Below are 22,478 nucleotides of genomic sequence, written 5' to 3'. Positions count from 1 at the left end.
TTATTATCTCCTATCAGAACGTGCAGTCCAATTCCGCCGATCAATCAGAGAGCGTAAATCGCTCGCGTGGGGGTCTCTGGAAAATCGGGTGTTGATGAGCGAGACAGGTGCCTGAGAAACGCGCTCGAGCTCCTCGACGAATTTGATCGTGTCCGGATCGAGCTGCTCGAACCTGCGCGCCTTGCTATTGGATGACTTCAAGTAATCGGCAAACGTCAGAACGATATCCGTCGGAGCGTTCAGGGCGCATGCTTTTCGGAATTGATCCCATTCGAACCATCCGACTCGCCTGTTGCGTTTGGTGGTGGAGGTTTTCTCTGCGGTGTTCAACGCCTGGGCTTCAAGGCCCGCAAACGCTGCGATGTCATCAAAGGTCGTCGAATGTTTGAGCGTCCCGGAGGTATGGCCATCCTCGCCATCGGGGTCGCCTACACGAATAGGCATGGGGCGAATGACCATCAGGATTTTGCGGATCCTGCTGGGCGATATCCCAGCCTCGGCCAAGCATCCCGCGACATTCGTGTCCCTGGACGTCACGTGAGGATAATCTCCGTGGAAAATACTCAGCCCGCTGCCCTGCGTTCCCTCCAGCAAAATGGAATGGCCGCTGCGGTAGGCCTCCTCCAAACGGTCTGACGTGGAGCCGTGATAGTTCCCAGGAGTGCCGACGTACAGACGAAGCTCATCAACATCTCGTGCGAGCCGGATCTCTTTACCCCTGCTCAAAATACGCCGAGCAGCAGCTGCTCCACTACCGCTCCCTGTTGATGCAATAGTTGAGACCAGATGCCCTCCCCTCTCTGTCCCGATATCTTCCTCCTCAATGATGGTGGCCTGGGGATCAATGAAAAGTCGATCTTTGCCGATACCGCACTCCTCGATTTCTTTCAAAAGCCCTGGCAAATGAATCGTCATGCCAGGGCCGAGAAGCAGTCGTGCCGTCACGTCCCGCGACCCAGAAGGCAAATGGTGGTAAGTGTAAGGGCCGGCAGAACTGGCTACAGTATGTCCGGCATTGGGCCCACCAACGCGAATCATCACGTCGTACTCGCGCGCGAGGTAAGCGACGATGTTGCCCTTTCCCTCGCTGCCATACTGCCCGCCAATCAACACATCCACGCATCTGATTTCAGGCGGTGTGTACAGATGCAAACGGGCGGCAACCCTCACGAGCGTGTCATTTGAGTCCGAGCGTTCAGTGTAAACACGGACGTCGGCATCATCCTTGAGCGCCTGGATCTCTGTCTGATCCTTGAGCTGATTGACCTCGTCATAAGACAAAGGACTGGGTTGACCCTCTATTCGCTTTGCATAACGTCCATGGAGCGTAGGGTCGCTTGCATAGAGGTGTACATGCACCAAGTTTGCACCGAAGACCTGTCGAAACTGCAGCACCTGCGCAAGAGTATTCAGGTGATCCACAACTAACGGTCGGTCATCCTTCTCCGCCTCGCACACTGCCTGAGTTTCCCTAAGCATCCACTGGTCAGCGTCTTTCGCTTCGTGACGACGATCAGGTATGTCGGGGTGCCCCATGCGAAGGCGCCACTCGGAATCATCAATGGCTCGACGATCGTAAACTACGGCGAAGCCAAATTCCTTCTCCAACAAACTGGCCAAACCACTCTTGCCGCTACAGGTCTTGCCACTGATCACTACGATCTGACGAGTTTCCATGAGCTACATCTCCCAGATTCCTAATATTTGATCCGCAATTTGAAATGGGGTGTACTTGTGTGTATCGAAAACTTTGTCCGCAAAACCTGAGAGCGAACGGGCGCTCTGCTCGTTGGGATGCAACACGCTGGCGTTATATTCGTCGAGATCGGTCGCGCTTCGTGCAGCGTACCTCTGTTGCAGGACAGGCTCGGGCGCAATGATGTGCGCGTGCCTCACCGCCTTGCCGAAACGGAGTCTGAACAATTCAACCTGCCGGGGCTTGCGGACGGCATCCAGGAGCCAGTTTTCGACTTCTGGCCGAGCTTGGATGGCTGGGTTTGCTACAGAATCTATGAGCCAAGAGAAGTCGGTGGCCTTGTCAAGAGAGTCGCCGAGTTCCTGGAGGGTATGACGATTGAGTGGCTCACTCCGGGTAGCCAGGTGCGCACGCAGAAAGGAGCCGCTGCTGATCGGAACAAATCCATGGACTTCTTGGAGGGCGGCAGAAACCGACGTCTTGCCACTGGCCATCGGGCCACTAAGGAGAAGTAGTCGCTTCATGTTTTGACGATCCCTGTCTTGCGAAACCAATATAGCGATAAAGCGTAGCTTAGTTGGTGAATTGGCCGGGATTTTCGTGGAACCGAAGCCAGGCACCAATCGGCTGAAATTTTCAGTAAATGCCGCTGCTGCCGATGATAGATACCCAATGCCATGGCCTAAACCCAGATTGAGCCTATCGAAGCGATTGAGTACTGTTCGAGATTCAACGCCCGAGTACCATTGCGATGGACACGGAACGCAGCTTTTTAAAATTTTGTCTGAAGGGGCGGTACCAATGAGTGATCAGGCTGTAATCGCGATACGCTTCACCCTCTTCAAGCACAGCAGGGATTCTTTTCTTGCGGCACTGGACGATGCCTCCATTCGCCATTCCAGCGTGATGCAGTTTTCAGGACAGCCGCAGGCTTCGGGTTTTACCGAGATGATCTCAGCGCTGAGCGATGCCATGCCTTGGAACGGCATTGCTAAAGTGATCATCTCTTGGGTCGAGGCTCGGAAAAGCCGACGCGTAATGGTCCAAGTGAAAGATGGCTCGGTTGTCATTGAAGCCAATGGATACAGCGCGAAAGATGTGGAGCGTTTATTAAAAGCATGCGCGAGCGTAACCGTCATCGATACGCTGCCGGAGGATGCAGAAACCAAGGCTCTTGAATCAGATACTGACGGCTGACCCCGACCTGTCTATACATTGATTTAAATAGGGGGTCATTTCATTTTTGAAATGCCCCCCTTGTTTCAAAGATTTCTTAGGAGTTCGCAGGCGGAAGCCCAAGAATAGGCCCCCGATGGCGGGCTCGTTTCGAACACCATTAAATAACGATAACCACGACCCGCGCATTTTTCCCAAATCTGTCCCAGCTCGATTTTGGCATCAGAGTCGGAGTTATCGCGATCCCCACCCTTGGTTTCAAGCAAAATTATCAAGCCAGACTGAAGACGTAGTACAAAGTCAGGAAAGTGATTTATCGGTCCATTTAAGTAGAATCCTCGACCACTTTGGTTACGATGCCACCACCGCACATTTTCACAATCTGAAAGAAATTCAGACATGCGCTCTTCTAAACCATTGCCTTTCTCTTCTCGGACGTACAGGGAGTTTTCAGCCCCAACCGGCGTTTTTTGGCGCGGTGAAATCTCAATTGGAAGCGCAAAGGATGGCCGCGTATCGATCTTTTGAAGGTCAATCCACTGCTTAAAACGGCGACGCGAGAACACCAACATCTCGTTGCGGACACGCTGTCGTAGGCTTTCCACGTATGCGTGTTGTTGCTCTACAACTTCATCCAACTGACCAGCACTGAGTCGACCAAGGATTTTGCGAATGTAAGCTTGCAGGTCACTTTCAGCTAGAGGGGGCATTTTTCCCAGCCAATTACCAACCAGGCCGGTCAATTGACGCCTTTTGGCTTCCGGATCAAGACTTGAAAGGTAGTCCTTCCATTTCCTGACTTCATTATCCTTTAGACGCACACGCGTGGGTTCGTAATCCCCATGAGAACCACCGACCTTCAAAAGATCGAGCTTAACCAAATCACCAGCAGTCGGCGCCACGACGAAATCGTTCACGTCACAGTCAGCCAGATGAAACTCATGGTCGAGCAATTGTGATTTATCAAGAAGAACGCCCCCATCTGCATCTGCAAAAATGAGGCCTGGAGGCGCTTCCCGATAGAATTGAGGTAATCTCAACTGCCGGATTTCTTCAATGAACTCTGGGCGAACCGGATACAAATCCATTGCACCTCTAACCTCGACAGGAACATGCGAAATGGACGGATCAGCCTTCGAAGCCACCAATTCAGCATGAGCCTCATGAACGGCTTTCAGCGTTGCCTCTAGAAAATTCTCTTCGTGATCTGGCTTCTCTCCCGAAAACACAGCAGTGTTTTCAGAGTGATTATCGGAGCTACCGATTAGATCAAAAAGAGGTAGTGGAGCAATTCCTTCCGGTTTCTGACCAGACGGCACAGTAGGTTGTGAAGCGAGCTTGGCCTCAGCCTCTATCAAGTCAGGAGTTCTGAAGTCGTTGCGACTAAATCCGGCTCGGTTGAGACCGGCAACAATTTTCTCCAATGTGCTACTGAACACACTAGAAGCAGTTAATACGTAGCTCATGTTCAACGGTTCATGGCCATGAGCGCGAACATATGGTTGTCTCAGAATTCGACCGAGAATTTGCTCTACATCTACCGGCGAAGATCGGTCAGCCAGCGTGGCAAGCACATAGGCAAATGGGCAATCCCACCCCTCTTTCAAAGCATTGACGGTAATTACAAACCTTACCGGGCATTGAGTAGACATAAGATCCAATCCGCTCAATTCGTCCTTTTCTGCGGTCTTGATCTTAATCCAGTCTTCTGGCACCCCATGCTCAAGCAATTCCGCCCTGGCATGCTCGAACGTCTTCGCGTCAGCTTTGACTTTACTCTCCGCTTGGATTAGCACGATAGGTCGAATGTAAGAACCACCACGAGCTTGCTCAGCCTGAGCCTCTGCTTCGAGTCGCGCACGCAGGTCAATAGCATGAGCAATGACCGAGCTTCTGCTCGGAAGGTTTCGGACGATGACGGGAAGCTTGACCATGTGCTGATCGCGCATAACCATCGCATCGACGAAGCTAATGATATTTGCTCCGGCTCTTGGGGTAGCAGTCAACTCAAAAACGAAGCTCGGGTTGAGATTGCGCAGCATGTCCAGAGACAAGCTACTGGTTACGTTGTGGCTTTCATCGACGATGACGACGGGTTCAAGCCCAGCCATTGAAGCAACAAGGGAATACGGATCAACCCCCTCACCTACCGCAACGGCCGTGGAAGACAGATCGTCCAGCGAGCTGTTTTCTTGGTACAGCTTTCGGTCATCTTTATTGCGTGCTTTCAAACTGTCATAGGTAAGCACGGCCAGCACAAGACCGTCCTCAACCTCATCCCTTGAAAGATGCCCTGATAGGAGGTCGCGCTTATCCATAATGCTGACCCTACCTTCAAACAGCCGATTGAGACTCTGCCTATAGGGGTGATCAGAATTGCGCAGAGCCCTAAGGACTTGATCAAGAATTGATAGTGAAGGCACCAGCCATAAACAGAGGCGTGCGTCACCTTGACGACGCTGAAGGGCCTTGAAAATGCTAGATACGGCGTGAAGACCAATATAGGTCTTTCCACCAGCCGTAGGCACTTTGGCACACACCTGAGGGGCACCATGCGGGGCATCTTGGTATCCCGGCATTTTGGTAGCGCCTTGAGCGTCCCAATGGGCACGATACGCTAACTGAGCGTCGTCACAGGCAGTCCATCGACGGAGGTAAAGCTCTAGATCCTCGATGACCTGACTCTGGTAGGTGTTCAACTGCATTTCAAATCCTCAGAGTCTGGCGATATCACGGGGTATCTTCTTAAAACCAATGCTATGCCGTCTCATAAAATCTTCACCTAGCGCCAATTGGTCCGCATAAACAAGCACTGGACCAACGGTTTGCACGAGCTCTGCTAGCAGATCTAGGTCAAGGGTAGTGACGGAATCGGCTTCATACGCGAAAAAGACACGCAACCCGTTTGCTTCCCCAAGCCAATAACGGTGCTTAGCCTCTTCAGAATCCGCACGAAACTTCTGATAAATCCCTTCCTGCCAGGCCACATAGTCTCGAATTGCAGCCAGGCCAGCTTCTGGGTTTAAATTTCCGTATTCCACGAAAAGAGGTTCGGCAAGAGTCTGAAAGGTGAACCCGCCTCCTAGACCAGTCACTTGTTTTGTTCCGTCACCGTAACCAGAAATAACGCGCCTCATCCGTTCTGCAGTTAACGACTCGGCATAATCCATCAACTCAATCAGGACGAAACGACGAGCCCCTCCGTCCTGGGCGTTCGCTTTTAGCACTGCATGCCCTGTAGTGCCCGACCCTGCAAAAGAGTCGAGAACAATGGAGTCTTCATCAGCCGCAATGTCCAAAATTCGTCCAATAAGCGTACTGGGCTTAGGCGTATCAAAGGAGGATGTATCCGAGAAAATCGCCCGCATCTCATTTTTGGAGGTGCGGTTACTACCTACATCCTTCTTCCATAGTGTGCGAGGCACGAGGTCGCCAACTTCATTCAAATAACGCTTGATACTCGGTCGGGCTTCACCTTTCGGTCCCCACCAGACGCGCCCTTCCGCATCTAGAGCCCGTAGGCGCTCTTCGGAAACCCGCCAGTATCTGCCGGGAGGAGGACTGAACTCACGCCCAGTGGGACCAGTGATCGTAAATAAGCCCTTCGAATATGGTTTGTTCGCAAATGGATCGCCGGGAATCCAAGGACCGTTTGGATCGTCATCATCGTTTGTATAAATTGAATCGGACTCAGCGGTTCGAGCTAGGCGAGCAGGAGTCCAATTCGGGCGTTTGGAATAAACAAGAATGTAGTCATGGTCTGTTGAAAATTGGTTAGCCGAGTTCCGTGGTGAATCAGCTTTTTCCCAAATCACACAGGTAACAAAATTTCCTACGCCGAAAATCTCATCGAGTATGGGGCGGAGTATTCCAACGGCATTGTCGTCAATCGAAACCCAAATTGAGCCGTCCTCCGAAAGCAAGCGATGCAACAATTTGAGTCTGGGGTACATCATGCAGAGCCATTTATCTTGACGGCTCATATCCTCATTTTCTTTTCCGACAACCTTCCCCAGCCACCGCTTTATACGGGGGTCGTTGACATTGTCGTTATAGACCCAGCCTTCATTCCCGGTGTTGTAGGGGGGATCGATATAGACACATTTCACCCTACCCTCAAATTCGGGCAATAAACTTTTCAGAGCCTCAAGATTGTCGCCTTGGATAATGCGATTTTCGTGGCTATTCTTCGGAGCAGGTTGAGATGCTTCAAATTTGTAATTGTCGCGCAGCACGCGGTAGGGTACGTCCCGATGATGGTTTCGGACTTGATCCTTCCCCACCCAATGCAGTGTTGGCATGGTGCTTGCCCTGTCCTGATGTTCACAAAGCCGCCCTTCAAAGGCAGCCGGTGATTTGACACCATGAGTTACGGCAAGGCAAGTAGAGGATGGAGCTGCCCGAGCGCCGTCTGGGGCAATCCTCCTGAGCCAACGCTAAGGCGATGGCTAGAGATTTAATGACCATACGCCGCAACGACGTAATCGGCGCGGCTATCACGACACATGCTGGATTTAGACGAGCAGTGTGTAATTAGATTTATTCGATAAGGCTCTCATCAGGGATACAACCGATAGGTAACGTCTGAATACCGCTGACTCTCTAGAAGCCCGTCTGTTTGAAGGCCGTAAGTACGCAGTAGCCACCTCGAGCAGCCGCCTGGCTCGCCTCCGACGCTTGACCGCCCATGCAGGCCGATACGGTTATTGACCAGAAGAATATCACCCGGGCGGATCACGGCGCCCGAGATACTCGCACCGCATGCGGCCTCAAAAGCAACAAGCGCCTCCTTCGCAGCGCCAGCCTCATCGTCCGTTAGGATGCAGTTGTGGCTGTATCTGATCCAGTGCTGATCTCCCACATCGAATAGCAGGCTTGCGTACTCCAGCACCAACTCATCTCCCAGGATTTCCTCCATACCTGCCCTGAACGTTTTCTGCGAACGAACATGGAACTGAGGAGCTTTCAACGCCGCGATTACGCCTGGATCAAGCTTGCCCAAAACGCTCGCCAAAGGCATCACTGTGGTATGAACATCGCTAGGATTTCGAAGCCCAGAAAGACACACGAAATCTGGTGAGGGGGAAATTCTCGGATTTTCAGGATCGGCCTGCCCACGAATAGGAAAACTGACAGCATCCGTATGTCCTTTCATTCCTTTACGCGACTTCTCGGCAAACAGCCCTTCGCCAGGCATAACCACCAGGTTGACGAAAAGCTCGCCATTCTCCTCTGAGCCATACGAAACCGCCTGCAAACCAATGGCTGTCAAACAACCCACAGCCGTCGTACGAGCCATCAAGGTTCCTTCGGCCATCGGCACAGGAAAAAAGCCTAAGGGCGTCTCGGGTAACTCAACAGGATCAAAGACTTCTTTCAAGTGAATGAAAGCAGTCGTCCACACCCTCTCCACCAAGTCAGCGCGCGTAAGATTTCGCTCGGCTAAAGCCTTATCTATGGCAGGGAGCAGGCGTAGCCCGAGCTCATATGGCTGAGAAAGCTCCTGTACTGCCTCCAGCAGCGTTATTCCTTGCCGCCACTGTGCTACGGCGCTGCGAACAGCATAAGAAAAATGAGCGTCGATCAATTGTGTCCCTACCAGCTCAGTGATATAAAGTTGATATACACGCACCGTGCAACCAACCATACACATAATCTGACATGCGCACCAAGGCCCTGAACAAGCAAGATGCTAAATCCGCTGCAAATTATCTTAGAGATTGGGCGGCATATCTTGAATCGCTTTCCTCGTCAGCCATCTTTGCGGTTACGTCAGACGGGATTCAATGCACCGTGCAACTGCCGACAGGAGATCAGTTTGCGGTAGATGGCCCAGACGCTTTTGAAGCGATAAAAAATCTGATCATCGAGCTTCCTGGAAAAATGGGAGCTCCTCCAGTCGCCGATACCATTGACCAAAAATCAGCAGTGCCCACGCGAACATCGCCCCCCAGCAAGCACGGAGCAGAGGAAATTATGCGTCATCAGGAAGAGACATTGCATAAGAGCTCGCTGACAAAAAGCCGCCAAGAAACCATTGGAGTCACGAGCAAAAAATCGCTTCATGCCACCGTAATCAACCTTGCGGTCCAGCGAAACGAGTCCGTTGCCGTGGTCGCCCGCGAGCTTGTGCTCGAAGGTTTCCGGTCTCTTGAAAAGGAGATGTTGACGATAAGTCCTACCAAGCTTTTGGAAACCTACGAAAAGAAGGCGCGTGATTATGACGGTGATGCCACCGAACAATGGATGGTACGGATCGACAAGAAGCTTGCCATTAAGCTCAAGTTGACCGCCAAAGAATATGAAAAGTCGGCATCTCAGGTGGTGGCTGCTTGTTTATCGAATGCGCTAGTACCCCATTACGCGATGGTGCCCCATTCGGCAGCTGCAGAACTCACTGCCGCATTGGCTACGCTAGCTTTGATTAAAGGGCCTCAAGTGACCCCGCTCGCAGCGAAGGTAGGACTGGGGAAACAACGCTCTTTGCTCAGCCGAATACTCTCAGGTGGCGTTGAAGCGCCTGGAATCATCCTAGATAGGCTAGCAACCGCCCTGGGTCATTCGAGGTCGGCCCTGCAGGGGGCAATGCGTGATAATTTCAGCAACAGATCGATTCCTGCATTTAAAGCAGAGAATGGCAAACCACAGATTGAATCCACGCCGATGCAGTGGGAAGCTGCAGTGAAAGAACTCGCGCTACCATCAACTGAGGAAGCGCAACTGTTGAGCTTAAAGGACTAAAGACTCTTGAACCCTTTTGACCGAGCACGCTTGCAAGCCCATCAGGCACGATATCAGTTGGTTGCAGTATGCGGCTCAGGTCTACCCACAAGCACTGAACTGCTAACGCAGTTCGAAACTGTGCTCGCACTGTGTATTGAACAAGTCCCCCCAGACAATACCATTTTGGGTAATGGCAGCGCCGCCTTGTACCGCGATGAGCAATTCATCTATGTCAGGAATGACGTGGACGCAAAAGAACATGCCTATCTCGTGGCTCACGAATTAGGGCATTGGTTTCTGGACGCCGAAAAACCGTCCACCAGCATCACACACCTGTCGTCACTAACGGCGTCCCAAGGCACACCTGCGAGCCTGGTAGTAGAGGCCTATGGCACCCGAGAACGCCAGGAGCTACAAGCAAACGTTTTTGCACGGGAGTTCCTGCTTCCCCGTCTGCTGGCCAAGCAACTCTGGCTAAACGGCAACACGGCGCGCCAAATCGCCCAGCTATTAGTTATTCCGCTTGAGCTTGTCCGGTTGCAGCTGGCCGATGCTCTATTACTTCCCGAAACGGTGCCACTCGCTCCACAACCGATTTTTGCGCCTAGCCCCGATCAAGTGACGGCTGCGAAAGCCCAAGAACGATTTGTGAACGTCGTAGCAGGTCCTGGCACCGGCAAGACAACCACCCTTGTCCACAGAGTTAAACACCTGATCGACTCGGGGGTTGAGCCGAGCAAAATTCTGGTGCTCACTTTTACCAACAAAGCTGCCCATGAACTGGTTGAGCGACTGAGGGCTTCGGGCGTCCAAGGCTCGGCAGATATTTGGGCAGGCACTTTCCATGCCTTTGGGCTGGAGTTTTTGCGTAAATACCACCATGCATTCGGACTCGACTCAGACGTAAGGGTCGCCGATCTGCTTCAAGAGGTGCAACTGATGATTCGACGCCTTCCAAGCGTGAATCTTCAATATTACCTGCGTCTTCAAGACCCTTATGATTGGCTACCAAGTGTCATCAGCCATATAAAAAGACTGAAAGAAGAGCTTGTTACACCTGACCTCTACAGGAGAAGACTCTGCGCTCTACCCGCTCCAGCTAATGACATCGCATTGCAACAAGCCGATATCGCGGCGCTGTACGAGGCCCATGAGCAGGCCTTGGAAGCAGCGAAAATGGTTGATTACGTCGATTTGATCGCCAAGCCCGCGTTACGTGCCAAATCGGACAGAGCGTCGGTTTCCCTGGTTATTGATCATTACGAGCATATCTTGGTCGATGAATATCAGGACGTGACGGAAGCAATGGTCGAACTAATTCGCCAGCTTGCGGGGAAAGCAAAATCACTCTGGGTAGTTGGTGACATCCGGCAGGCCATACACCACTGGCGAGGAGCCTCAGTGAAAAGTCTGATCAAATTTGACCAGGCTTTTCGGGGAGAGAACGCAGGCGCTACTGTCGGGAAATACACCCTGGACATAAACCGGCGCAGCAAAAAAGAAATCCTGGATCTCTTCAGCGTGTCAGGCCGAATTCACCAACTGCAGCCCAGCCTACCACTGGATGCGATGACGGCTTCCCGTGGATCTAGCGCACAGCTCCCGATCCTTGTTTCCTGCTCCACCCCCCACACCCTCAACCTTTCTGTTGCACACCAAATTCATCAACTGAACGGCCTTGGAGTGCCGTACCGAGATCAAGCTGTTATCTGCAGACGAAAATCTGAGCTCGCGCGCCTTGCGGATGATCTCGCGAAGAATGGTGTGCCGATTTTGTACATTGGAGATATTTATCAACGACCAGAAATCAAAACCCTTATCTGCTTGATGCAGGTTCTTTGCCATCGACATCCACGGGCACTGATTGGTTTGACCGGCGATCCATTCCTCACCATGCCAAAACAAGATCTCGAGCTCCTGAATCAGATAACTCATCAGGGTGTTGCGCTGCAAAGAGGTCGTTGGTTAGGACGATCCATTCCAGGATTGTCCCCGGCAGGCGATACCGTCAACGCCAATCTTAAAGGGCTCCTAAGAAACCACAGTCGGCATTCAAATCCCTGGGATCTAGTGTGCGACTTGCTGTTTGACCGCCGCTATGGAATCCCCCCGCTCTCGGACAACTCAATCAAGGCTCAGACTGCCCGCCTAGCACTTTGGCAGTTTGTTTATGCAGTGCGTAACGGGGATGGCGATGTCACCCAAGCCCGACTGTCGAAGTACCTTCTACGAGAAGAACTTCGTCGGCGAATTGGAGAGACGGGGCGTGAGCGTGACTTACCACCAGAAGCGTCAGTGATGGATGCTGTGCGGGTCATTACGGTACACGCAAGCAAAGGGCTCGAATTTCCGGCTGTGCACCTGGGTTACGTGGACAAAGAGTCCTTTGGGCCAAACCCTCCTTTCAATCACGATCCACGCGTCCAGGAGCTAATACCTCCAGAGGTGCTCGGTAGCACAGCTGCAGAGCATGCCTTTGAAGAGGCTGTTGAGCGTAATAACCTTTTTTATGTTGCGCTGTCCCGGGCACGTGATCGGCTATACCTGTACGAACACAAAGATTCACGTGATCGGCCGCCGCCTTTGCAGCATGCCTCGGCTAGGTTTCTAAAGCTTACCGGCATCCCACAACCATCGGCGGTCTCATCTGGGAGGACAGCCTTTTCGCGCCCCGGCACTACCATGCCCGTGATTACTCACCAAGGGTTTGAGTCCTACGCACGTTGCCCTCTTCAATATCACTATCGGCATGAGTTAAGCCTCACGGCTGAACAAGACATCGATATTTCAATTCGTGCACGTGGGGCAGTGATGGACACGCTCCGAGCCGTCTTCAAAGATGGAGCAATACCGGGTGAGGCATTTAAGGAAGCTTGGGCTGCTCACAAGCTACCAGACAAGAATGATGACCCAGCCCTACAGCGCGATGCAATTATCGCATGCAAGAGGGGGCTGCTCCTGGGCAAACAATCAACTGGCACCTACGTCGAGGGATTGGTTTCAGAATTACAGGGAATCAGGATTGAACTCCCATGGATGCTTGAGGAAGGCTTCGGAGCCAATGCAAAGCTTCACTGGATTCGTGCCGGAAGTGGCGCTTCGTACACCGCCAACTCCGCTCGCCCGATGCTACTGAGTATCAATGGGGCGAGGCGGCCAATTCTGACCGTATACTCCTTGCTGACAGACAAGTCATCAGAAGTCGAACCAAGCAAAATGGCGAGTGCAACAAGTAGCTATAAAGCGGCAGAGCGCTTCGCCAATGGTGATCGTTCTGCCATCCCTGGAGCTCACTGCGACCGTTGTGCGTATTTAAGTATGTGCTCGAAAGTGCCCTGAATCTAACCCACGAGCTGGGATTTTTTCAAACGCCGAAGGTGTGGCCTTGCTGCAGAGTAAATATCTGCAATATCTTTCTCAATCACTACAACCGAAGTAGCCGATTGCAAGTGACTAGTTTTTTGTCGAAAGACGCCACGCCTTCGCAATATGGGGGGACAAATGAGGAGGCAGAATTACCACCAACCAAAAAACCCAACAAAATAGTGCCAATTCTCAAAAATAACGCCGCCTACAAGTCAGCGTAAAACATACTACGCCAACGCATTGCCTATCAGCGTCGGCTAAGACGTCTCTGCTGGCCCAACCGCAAGCACCGAGCGCCTATGGGCCTAAGGCGCAGTTGTTGATCATCCTTGACCAAGTAATGCATCGCGTAGTGGACATGTGAACGGATCTCCCGGTCGTTGCGATGGATAACGCCGATTCCCAGCCCTTCCCCGTACCTGCTTTTGTCCTGATTACAGCTGTCGAAATAGCCCTGTCCCTGCGTGACACACTCCCACAATTTACCAATCTGCTGAGCCTTGTAGATATCCTTCCACACCTGAGCACCGTTGAAGAAGAACGCTGCATGGATGTGATAGCCACGATCCTCTCCCTGCTCCACCGCGCAGATGTAGCCGGTCTCATAGTCAAAGATCGGATTGCGTTCACGCTCGGCGACGAACCGGTCCAGATCATCGAATACCTGCTCAACACGCTGCCTAACTTGAGAAAGCTTGTGGTAATACAGATTTACCCTGACTACGACAGTGCGAGCGTAACGGTCCAGCACGGAGTCCGTGTATTCAGTGACCCTACTTTCTTGATCCCTGGACTGATAGCGACGGTCACTACTCTTACGCCGATACCATTGCTCCCGAGTCAACTGACGGATCTTCATGACCAGCAGGTTCATGCTGCGATGATGATCTAGATAGTCCGCTCTCTCTACATTCAGGCAGACAGGCCCGGCAGCGCTGCGCTCCAGTCCAACATGCTGACAGGCTTTCCAGAACGCTTGCAGGTGCTCGCTGTAACGGTGTTGGCAGCGATCATCAAACAAGTCGATCATTTGCTGGACGCCATCGAAATACCGGGAAAGCCTGGTCGGCATTATTTGCTCGTGACCTGAGCGTGTGCCTTTGAATCGAAATGCTGGAATATCGTGTTCTTCGACTGCCTTAACGAGTCGCTCAATTTGGATAGCGATATCGGATTGAGATAGGCGTGTATAGGCGTTGCTGATGGTCATGGCCGTGTACCTGGTGGTTATTCCTATACCAGATACCGTCTGTGCATTTTTTAACTGATGACCTACTTCTAGGTAAGTCATGATGAAGGGATCAATGGTTGATTGCTTACTGATTGCTGATGCCCTGATGACTACTTTTTGAATACCTAGAAGCTATATAACTAGATACAGCTCTGTCACTGGTGAACGTTCCCGCTCCAGACGGACCAATCAGAAAACTATTGCCAAGCTAGGCAGGAGATCGACCAAGCAGCCCCATGGGGGAGTTAGCTGAGAACCGCCTGCTCACCATCCGGCATAAACGCCATGACTGGCTCACTGCCAGTCATGGCGTTTATGTCAGTAGTGCAACACTTTCACGCAACTCATTCGGCCAGGTCGCGCGCCTCAACCCTGGCCAGAATCCAATCTTGTATCTCACCCTCAACCCAACCAACGCTGCGTTCTCCCAGTGAAACCGGCTTTGGGAAGGCTTCTTCGGCGATGTACTTATAGATGGTAGAGCGACCCAGACCGGTTGAGTCGATGACGTCTTTCAGGCGAATGATCTTCATGAACGGGGCTCCTCTGTTCGTTCAGAGGATTGGCAGGATCAGTAATAAAAAACGCACCGTGCCTGCGGACCATCAGTGTTGCTTGAATCTTGGTCACTCACATACGGGTGTTAGCGCGAATACCTAATAGGTGGCCGTCACTCCGAACTTTCATCCTTACCCATCTGAAGTGATAGACCTCCGTTTTTCCAGACGTAGACGCTCGCCTTCACCTATCAAGCAGGCGCAAAAAACGAAAGATTCCATGCCACGATCGATCTAGCCGGCTGATCGCCTCCATACGCCACAGACGCATGCAGTCTTGCACCACCGAACCCTAAAACCTCAGTAAGCTGCAGAAACCAAGAAAAACGGCGTAAATTTAGGTTCTGAAATGCAAAAAAACGCCTAAAAATGCCTATATATCTGGCTTTTTTAAGAATTATAATTCCTAGAATCGATATAGAATTTTCATAGAATTCAAATAGAAAACTTATAGAATTTCCATAGATCCAGATTAGAATGAGATTGGTCATCGAGCCGTGATGGCGATGAATTTAGGAGTTTCTTCACTTTAAAGGAGATAACGAATGGCTATCCGCGTTGAAGACGACGAGGTCGACGAACTGAGTCGTCTGCTCCAAGACCCTCGCCGCGACCACCGCAGCGACATTTGGCTATGGCTCTGGCTGTATCAATACAACGAAGCCGAGTTCGATACCGCCACTTGCAACGGCAGTACGATGAGAGAAACGCTCGCCCGTTTTCTGCGAAGAAGAACCACCCTTTTACAAAGGATCAACTCGGAGAAAGACAGATTCTTGGTTCCAAACCAATATCTCCAATGGATTGACGGGCAAGAGAGACAATTTCTATGGCTCCTTAACCGCATTGAAGCCATCACCGATTTAAGGCCTCCTCACGGATTGCCTCGGGGCCTAGTCCACCTCACCGGAAAAAATCTTCTTACCGCCATGCTTGACCTATGGGATATCGATATCGCGAGGAAAGTGGACGAAATCGATCACCTACGCGTTGATTGGTTAGAACACCGGGCGCAAGACCGTGACTTTGAGTGGTTTGAGGATAGGAAAGATGGCACCAAGCGATGCAGGTGTGCCTGGGAATGGCTAGAAAAGAACGACAAGTCTATTTTCAGGGGACGTCTAGCTATCGGCAACTATAATGAACTGCTCATATACTTCGATAAAGCTGCTCATGGTCGCAATGAACGGAAAGTCATCGTTCAGAAAATCAAGAACCGATGGAATCGCAAGCAGTTCGATGAGCGTGCAGCGGACAAGAAGCAGTGCAATGTCATGCTGTCGAAAAAAGTCATCCTACAGCTGGACCAGCTAACAGAAAAGCACGGTCTGAAACGAGCACAAATACTAGAACTTTTAATCACAGCAGAAGCGGAAGCAGGGAAGTGTCTGGCCAAAATCGAAAATCCGTCGTTTTCATAACCACTGAGGAAAACGGAGATCCTCGCATTTCGCCAATTTTCTTAAATCGGTATTCCAATTAGTATTCCAAGAGAAAAATCAAATCGTAAATTTCTTTATAATTCAATAAGTTGAGAAACCAGTTCAGATTACCCCGGCCCACCACGTCAGAATCAACCGAACCCGCCCAGTGCGGGTTTTGTCGTTTCTGGGGTTTGGAAAGCTCGACAAAATGAACCCTCAGAATTTTCCTTCAAGATATCGAGCCATTGATGAACTGGTGCAACGCCTACCACGCAGATAGCCTCCCCCAGTCGCTGCAAAATCAGCGACCGGGTTTAGCAGCTCGTTTACTATCAAGGCCTGCAAAGCCACCATCCGTTCCAGCGATGCTGTCAGCATCCGCTGGTGCGTATTATGGCGGCTGTGCGTGGGGCACTTTCGGGTGCGCCGGGTTCCTTGATTCCTGGTCTGCTAACCCGCGCACAGTCGCCACCCGTTTCGTTTAGCAGCGATGTCTGGCGACTCCATCAATCAAGGAGTTTCAGCCATGAAAAAGATCACCCCCAATCCCCCCTCCACAACCCTCTTCACCCTCGCCCCAGACATCTCCCCCGAAACCCTGCTGATCCAAGCCAGCGAAACCCTCGCCTCTCTCAACGCCATGACCACCGACCTGGCTTTCGAACTCGAAGGCGTCCACCGTCACAAGCTGCTGGCCACCCAGCAACTGATCGTGCTGGGCGAGTTGTTGGTCGAGCGCGTGCTGGTGCTCACCCAAGACACACAAACATTCCAGTAACCAAAAGGCCGAGACGCGTTCAGCGACTCGGCCTTTTGTTGTGCGTCTGGAATCCCGCCACACTTGCGATTACCCTGCTCTCCTCTATCAGACATCCGGAAGTCCGATACCCGTGTTCAAGCCTCTCGCCGTTCTCATCCTTGCCTGCGCTCCTCTGCTTGCCACCGCCGCCGACCTGGCCGGTGTCTGGACAGGCACCTTGGGTAAATCCGCGATCACCGTGTGTTTCAACGGTGCCCACGGCGCCAATGGCAGTTACTACTACCAACGCATCCTGACGCCCATTCAGCTCACTCAGGTCAACGCCAGTGAGCCGTGGGTTGAAGAAGGGCAAACCGGGTTCTGGCAGTTGGATGATCCCCAAGGCGATACGTTGACGGGTACCTGGAGCAAATCCCTCGAGGGTAAAAGCCTGGCGTTGGTGCTGAAACGCAGGGACACGGACGGTTGCGCCAGCGATGCCTATAACAATGCGCTTGAAGCCGTGCCACCCGCGGTAAAGGTCGAACGGAAAACCTTCGCCGAACACGCCTATCAAGTGAAGACCCAAGGAGGCCAGGTCATCCTGAAACTTGAAGGCGACGGTGCGGCCATCGACAAGATCAACCGAGAGCTCGCGCGCATGGCCATCAACCCGGACGGGCAGGCCGATTTCTACAGGGAGCGGCGCAACTCACTGGACCAAAGCGGCGGTACCACCACCAGTGAGATCGCGGTGGAACCGTTCTACTGGTCATCGCACTGGATCACCGTGCGGTTCTATCGCTGGTCGGCGGGCTACGGACGCGGGGGCATCAGTTGGGGCCTGCACAGTTGGAACCTGCAAACCGGTGAAAAGATCGACCCCTGGACGTGGTTGGGCGGCCATGAGCAATGGGACACGCCCTACTCGGGCCAGGTCAAGTTGCCGGCCGCTTTCAGCAGTTGGCTGGCCAAGCAGACCACCACCGACGAAGGCTGCCCGGCCGTGACCAGTTATTCCTCGTTCGACTTGAGCTTCAACACCCAGGGCCTGCAACTGTCGACGCCCGCCCAGGGTGATGGCTGTGATAACGAACTGAGTTTTACCTGGGAGCAACTGGAGCCGGTGCTGAGCCCGGCAGGTAGAGCCGCACTGCCCAGCCTGATGGCGCCGTGACCGACCTTACAAAAAACCCACATTCGTTCACGAAATATTCAGAAACGCCGACGGATACTAGCCCATTGCAATGACCGTTCCCCCGGACGGTCCTCCTGCCCTGGTAGCCACACTCCATGACGCGTCCCGCTCCCCTGCTGTTCCTGCTTGCTGGTCTGTTGTTCTTCTTTGCCCTGGGTAACCACGAGCTTCAAGGCTCCACCGAAGCCCGCGTGGCCGGGATCGCCATGGCGATGCACCTGGACAATAACTGGGTGGTGCCCCAGTTGTTTCGTGAACCGTTCCTGGAAAAACCACCCTTGAGCCTGTGGATCGATGCCGGGGCGATTCGCCTGTTTGGCGGCACCACCTGGGCAGTGCGCCTGGCTTCGGCGTTTGCTGGGTTGTTCAGCGTAATGCTGCTTTACACCATGCTGCGCAAGTTCGGCCGGCCGCAGACGCTGGCCTTCAGCGCCGCGCTGATCCTGGCGACCATGGCCAGTTACTGGAGCAATGCGCGCGGTGTGGGTGAGGATTCGCTGCTCACCCTCGGCGTGACCGCCGCACTGCTGGGGTTTTACCAGGCCGTGCGGCCCGATCGTGAAGGGTCAAGCACAGGCGCATGGGCACTGTTTACCGCAGGGATGGTGATTGCCACCCTCAGCAAAGGCGTGCTGGGCCTGGCGATGCCGGGCATTGTGATTTTTGTATATCTGGTCAGCACCAGCCTCATGGACAAGCGCCTGCGCCTTGGCGACTGGCTCAAGCCCGCGCTGTTCACCTTGCTGGCGCTGGTGCCATTGGTGATCTGGCTGGGCTTCCTGTTCCAGCGTGGCGGCATGCAAGCGGTGGCCGAAGTGCTGCTGACCAACAGCGTCGGCCGTTTCAGCGGTTCGTTTGTCGAGGCAGGCCATTACGAGCCGTTCTACTACTACATCGCCAAGCTGCCCGAGGCGTTCCTGCCGTGGAATATCCTGGTGTACCTGGGCCTGTGGCATTTCCGCAAAAGCCTGGTGCGCAACCGCTACCACCTGTTCTTCAGCGTCTGGCTGGTAGCGCAGTTCACCCTGTTGACCCTGGCCTCGAGCAAACGCACGGTGTACCTGATGGCACTGGCCCCGGCCGCCGCCGTACTGGCCGCGGAATATGCACGGGTGCTGCTGGCGTGGCTGAAAACCCGCAAACCTGCGCTCTACACACATCACAGAACCCTCGTGGGCGGCGTGTTCACCCTGGCCGTGGGCTGCTATCTGATTGCAGCGTTCTGGTTTGCGCCCAAGGCCGATGTGCGCCAGTCGTTCGTCCCGGTGATCAGCCAGGTTCAGGCGTTTAAAGATGAAAGCAGGGAGGTGGTGCTGTTCCAGCCCAACGAACGCATCGCCGGGGCCAGCGTGTTCTATCTGCAGGCCTACTTGCCGATCCTGAAGACCGAGGCCGAGCTGCACAACTACCTCGGCGCCAAGCCCGGCAACATTGCGTTGCTGGACCATACCAACGACCTGGCCACCCCGGTGAAGGTGATCAAGCAGATGTCGATCAACCGCCAGCCTTACTACTTCGTGGAGCAGTAAGGCCGGCGCGGGGCATCAGTGTTTGGTGACCTTGTCCAGGTAACCCATGGCAAACGCCGAGACCACGAAGGTCATGTGGATGATCACGTACCACATCAGGTGCTGCGGATCGACGTTCTTGGCGTCCATGAAGATGCGCAGCAAGTGGATGGACGAAATCGCCACGATGGACGCCGCCACTTTCATCTTCAGCGACGAAGAGTCCATGGTGCCCAGCCAGTTGAGTTTCTCTTTGTTGTCATCGATATCCAGCTGCGAGACGAAGTTCTCGTAGCCGGAAATCATCACCATCACCAGCAAGCCGCCGACCAGGGCCATGTCGATCAACGACAGCAGCAGCAGGATCACATCAGCTTCCAGCATGGAAAACACATTGGGCAGGACGTGGATGATTTCCTGGAAGAACTTCAGCGCCAGGATCAGCAGGCCCAGGGAAAGCCCCAGATAGATAGGCGCCAGCAGCCAGCGTGAGGCGTACATAGTATTTTCGATAAAGCGTTCCATTGGATCTCACACAGCTTGGCTAGAAATGGCGGCGAGTATACCAGCCGCTACAAGACAGCTGTAACCACGAGAAAACTGACCTGTGCGGCATCTGTAAGAGAATTTTTCTGCTAGTGTCGAGCCCAATAACAACTCGGCTCGATGACGTCGGACAGGAAAAACTCAGATGATGGATGTGCGATCCCCTTTGGCCAGTATCGGCCTGTGCGCGGCATTGCTGCTGGCTGGCGGCTGCTCCCCCAGTGACGAGCAGAAGCAGACCACCCTCGAAGAGAAAACCGCAAAGTTCGAACACTCCCTGGACAGCATCCAGGACCCCAAGCTGCGTGACGCCGTCGCCGACCTGGGCGGTTCGCTGCTGTTACTGGAGCGGGCGCGGGTCAAACTCGCCAGCAAGCCCATCGAAGCCGAGTACGGCGAGGACTCCCTGGCCCTGCTCAAGCACTACCCCACGCCCCAGGCGTTGGTGAACACCTACATCAATGGCCTGTTTGTGCTGCGCAAGAGCTCCCATTCCGACTACCTGACCGACTTGCAGCCGGTGTTCCCGTTCAACTTCAACATGCCTGACCAGTTCCCCTTCCCCCACGGCCTGGAATGGCAGTCGGTGACCCTGAGCAACAACAAGGTCATCCCCTTCCAGCCGGAATGGTCGGAAACCGATCCGGGCATCCAGCTGAGCCCCAGCAGCTCCAACCTGACCAACCCCGACGACCTGACGGTGACCTACCCGTTCATCGACGGCATCGAGACGGAAAACAAGAGCCAGCCACAGCCCGTCAGCCTCAAGGGCACAGTGGAAGTGGTCGCGCCGGGCAAGGTGTTGACCTTTGATCTGTCGAAAAAAGATGTAGGCCACAAGCGCACCGAGGGCAACATCACCCTCAACCTGTTGCTCCTGGAAAAAAACTACGCCGAGATCGAGCTGACCAACAGCCAACCGCTGGCGCCTGAAGTCGGTGACGAATCGCCCAACCCGCTGCTGGTGCAGGCGCGGGACAGCACCGGGCAGTTCCTCACCCGGTCGGGCTCGATCAACGAAAGCAGCGCCCAGGTGGCGTTCTACGAAAAACAACTGGCCGAGATGCAAAAGCAGAAAGCCTGGTCGGAGGCGTTCGAAAAACAGCTCACCGAGGAACAAAAAGCTTTCGAACACAAACAGAGCAGCCATTACGCCAAGGTGTATTTCAATGGCGTGATCGACAACCTGCAGGTCAACGTACTGGATTTTTCCACCGCCACGCGCACGCGCAAAGACCTCGACCTGCCCGTGATGCGCTTCGACAAGAACAGCCTGCAGAACACCGTCCAGGCCCTGCCGATGCCGGTCACCGTGTATGACGACGGCGCCGCCAGCTGGCTCAAAGACGCGGGCATGACCGAGGACCAGCTGAAAAACAGCGTCACCATCAGCCAGTCGGTTGAAGACGCCAGCGCCGCGCACATCGTGTTCGACCACCCGTTCACCTTCAATGACGACCTGGTGGGCAGCGAGCGCAACAGCAGCGAATCACCGGTGACCTTCTTCACCGCCGACGAAAAAGGCGAACGTGGCGAGCCGATCGAACTGCCGGCCGAGGCGTTTGAACTGAACCCGGCACGCGGCACCCTCACCTACGACCTGAACCTGTTCCCGGAAAACCCGGCGTATGTGGTGGGCTCGATTCCGCTGTTCCTGGCGACCATCGACAAAGCCGAGATCGACGTGGCCAAGCTGCCCAAGGGGCTGTCGCTCAAGGACAACGCGCTGATCGTCGACCAGAAGGCCTTCCCCGCCGACAGCTGGCGCTTCTACGCCAAGGACGCCAGCGGCAACTACCTCAAGGAAATCCTCGGCGTCAGCCACCGCGCCGAGGAGTACGGCACGGCACTGTTTGACGTGCATTACTTCTACGGCCGGCCGACCACCCTGGAAAGCTACCAGCGCACCGACCTGAGCACCGTGCAATATGGCTTCGAGGTCAAGTTGGACAAACCCGAGAGCAAATAGCGGTCAGTGCTGGGTGTCACCATTGAGCTGTCGCAGATGGGCCTGCATGTGCAGGCACCAGATCTGCGGGTCACCCGCCTTCTCGTAGCCGTGCTGGGTCAGGCTGTCGACGATGGACTCAAGCATGTTTTCCGCGACGAAGGGCCCGGGGAACGGGCCTTGAGACTTGATGGTGGACGGCTGTTCACCGGTCATTCCGGCGGCAAACAACAAGGTCCACATCCCGTTATCCCCCGCAAGAGGGCGAATGGAACATTCGATACGGGTGACCAGGCCAAAGCACTGGCGGGTAAGGCAAAGGTTGCGCGGCATGGCGGCGACCCTCGGTAGATCGGTGTTCAACCT

17 protein-coding genes are annotated in these 22,478 nt (G+C 53.7%); 8 read left to right on the top strand and 9 right to left on the bottom strand.

From position 1 onward, the window contains the following. Nucleotides 1–3: 3 nt before the first annotated feature. Nucleotides 4–1,677 (bottom strand): adenylosuccinate synthetase, encoded by a 1,674-nt coding sequence (locus BM026_RS19120; RefSeq protein WP_093529717.1) that lies wholly within the window; start codon nt 1,675–1,677, stop codon nt 4–6. Nucleotides 1,678–1,680: 3 nt separating this feature from the next. Beyond that, a complete protein-coding gene (locus BM026_RS19115) occupies nt 1,681–2,220 on the bottom strand; it encodes a nucleoside/nucleotide kinase family protein (RefSeq protein WP_093529715.1) in 540 nt (179 codons plus the stop codon). Between the two features lie 277 nt (nt 2,221–2,497). Between BM026_RS19115 and BM026_RS19110 the strand changes: the two genes are divergently transcribed. After that, a complete protein-coding gene (locus tag BM026_RS19110) occupies nt 2,498–2,893 on the top strand; it encodes a hypothetical protein (protein ID WP_093529713.1) in 396 nt (131 codons plus the stop codon). Nucleotides 2,894–2,958: 65 nt separating this feature from the next. Here BM026_RS19110 and BM026_RS19105 read toward each other — a convergent pair whose 3' ends face one another. The 3 genes from BM026_RS19105 to BM026_RS19095 form a co-directional block, all read right to left on the bottom strand. After that, nucleotides 2,959–5,577: a DEAD/DEAH box helicase gene (locus BM026_RS19105; protein ID WP_093529711.1), complete on the bottom strand. Its 2,619-nt coding sequence runs from the start codon at nt 5,575–5,577 to the stop codon at nt 2,959–2,961. A 9-nt stretch (nt 5,578–5,586) separates the two neighbouring features. Next, nucleotides 5,587–7,173, bottom strand: coding sequence for a site-specific DNA-methyltransferase (locus tag BM026_RS19100; protein ID WP_093529709.1), 1,587 nt, complete (start codon nt 7,171–7,173; stop codon nt 5,587–5,589). A 257-nt stretch (nt 7,174–7,430) separates the two neighbouring features. After that, entirely contained in the window at nt 7,431–8,459 is a 1,029-nt protein-coding gene (locus BM026_RS19095; RefSeq protein ID WP_093529769.1) for a Fe(II)-2OG oxygenase family protein, read from the bottom strand. A 74-nt stretch (nt 8,460–8,533) separates the two neighbouring features. Between BM026_RS19095 and BM026_RS19090 the strand changes: the two genes are divergently transcribed. Both BM026_RS19090 and BM026_RS19085 read left to right on the top strand, forming a co-directional pair. After that, entirely contained in the window at nt 8,534–9,613 is a 1,080-nt protein-coding gene (locus BM026_RS19090; RefSeq protein WP_139217561.1) for a hypothetical protein, read from the top strand. Between the two features lie 6 nt (nt 9,614–9,619). Next, entirely contained in the window at nt 9,620–12,934 is a 3,315-nt protein-coding gene (locus tag BM026_RS19085; RefSeq protein ID WP_093529705.1) for an ATP-dependent helicase, read from the top strand. 274 nt (nt 12,935–13,208) lie between these two features. On the opposite strand, the gene BM026_RS19080 is transcribed toward BM026_RS19085, so the two are convergent. Both BM026_RS19080 and BM026_RS19075 read right to left on the bottom strand, forming a co-directional pair. Continuing rightward, complete coding sequence (locus BM026_RS19080) at nt 13,209–14,171, bottom strand: YagK/YfjJ domain-containing protein (protein ID WP_093529703.1); 963 nt, start codon at nt 14,169–14,171, stop codon at nt 13,209–13,211. A gap of 365 nt (nt 14,172–14,536) precedes the next feature. After that, complete coding sequence (locus BM026_RS19075; protein ID WP_093529701.1) at nt 14,537–14,725, bottom strand: AlpA family transcriptional regulator; 189 nt, start codon at nt 14,723–14,725, stop codon at nt 14,537–14,539. Nucleotides 14,726–15,294: 569 nt separating this feature from the next. Here BM026_RS19075 and BM026_RS19070 point away from each other — a divergent pair. The 4 genes from BM026_RS19070 (at nt 15,295) to BM026_RS19055 (ending at nt 19,639) form a co-directional block, all read left to right on the top strand. After that, entirely contained in the window at nt 15,295–16,170 is an 876-nt protein-coding gene (locus BM026_RS19070; RefSeq protein ID WP_093529699.1) for a hypothetical protein, read from the top strand. A gap of 529 nt (nt 16,171–16,699) precedes the next feature. Then, complete coding sequence (locus BM026_RS19065; protein WP_093125900.1) at nt 16,700–16,951, top strand: DUF6124 family protein; 252 nt, start codon at nt 16,700–16,702, stop codon at nt 16,949–16,951. A 112-nt stretch (nt 16,952–17,063) separates the two neighbouring features. Continuing rightward, nucleotides 17,064–18,089 (top strand): hypothetical protein, encoded by a 1,026-nt coding sequence (locus tag BM026_RS19060; protein ID WP_093529697.1) that lies wholly within the window; start codon nt 17,064–17,066, stop codon nt 18,087–18,089. Nucleotides 18,090–18,205: 116 nt separating this feature from the next. Further along, nucleotides 18,206–19,639 (top strand): ArnT family glycosyltransferase, encoded by a 1,434-nt coding sequence (locus BM026_RS19055; protein WP_093529695.1) that lies wholly within the window; start codon nt 18,206–18,208, stop codon nt 19,637–19,639. Nucleotides 19,640–19,654: 15 nt separating this feature from the next. On the opposite strand, the gene BM026_RS19050 is transcribed toward BM026_RS19055, so the two are convergent. Beyond that, nucleotides 19,655–20,143 carry a TIGR00645 family protein gene (locus BM026_RS19050; protein WP_093514377.1) on the bottom strand — a complete coding sequence of 163 codons (489 nt, stop codon included), beginning with the start codon at nt 20,141–20,143 and terminating at the stop codon, nt 19,655–19,657. Nucleotides 20,144–20,309: 166 nt separating this feature from the next. Between BM026_RS19050 and BM026_RS19045 the strand changes: the two genes are divergently transcribed. Further along, a complete protein-coding gene (locus BM026_RS19045; RefSeq protein WP_093514376.1) occupies nt 20,310–22,133 on the top strand; it encodes a hypothetical protein in 1,824 nt (607 codons plus the stop codon). Nucleotides 22,134–22,136: 3 nt separating this feature from the next. On the opposite strand, the gene BM026_RS19040 is transcribed toward BM026_RS19045, so the two are convergent. Further along, the gene (locus BM026_RS19040) at nt 22,137–22,445 is read right to left on the bottom strand and encodes a PA4575 family protein (RefSeq protein WP_058427690.1); all 309 of its coding nucleotides are present in this window, start codon (nt 22,443–22,445) and stop codon (nt 22,137–22,139) included. Between the last annotated feature and the right edge of the window lie 33 nt (nt 22,446–22,478).

This window comes from Pseudomonas sp. NFPP24 (genome assembly GCF_900112095.1).
Classification (GTDB): Bacteria; Pseudomonadota; Gammaproteobacteria; order Pseudomonadales; family Pseudomonadaceae; genus Aquipseudomonas; species Aquipseudomonas extremorientalis.
The sequence above is the reverse complement of the archived record's forward strand: the minus strand, read 5'-3'. Positions and strand labels throughout refer to the sequence as shown.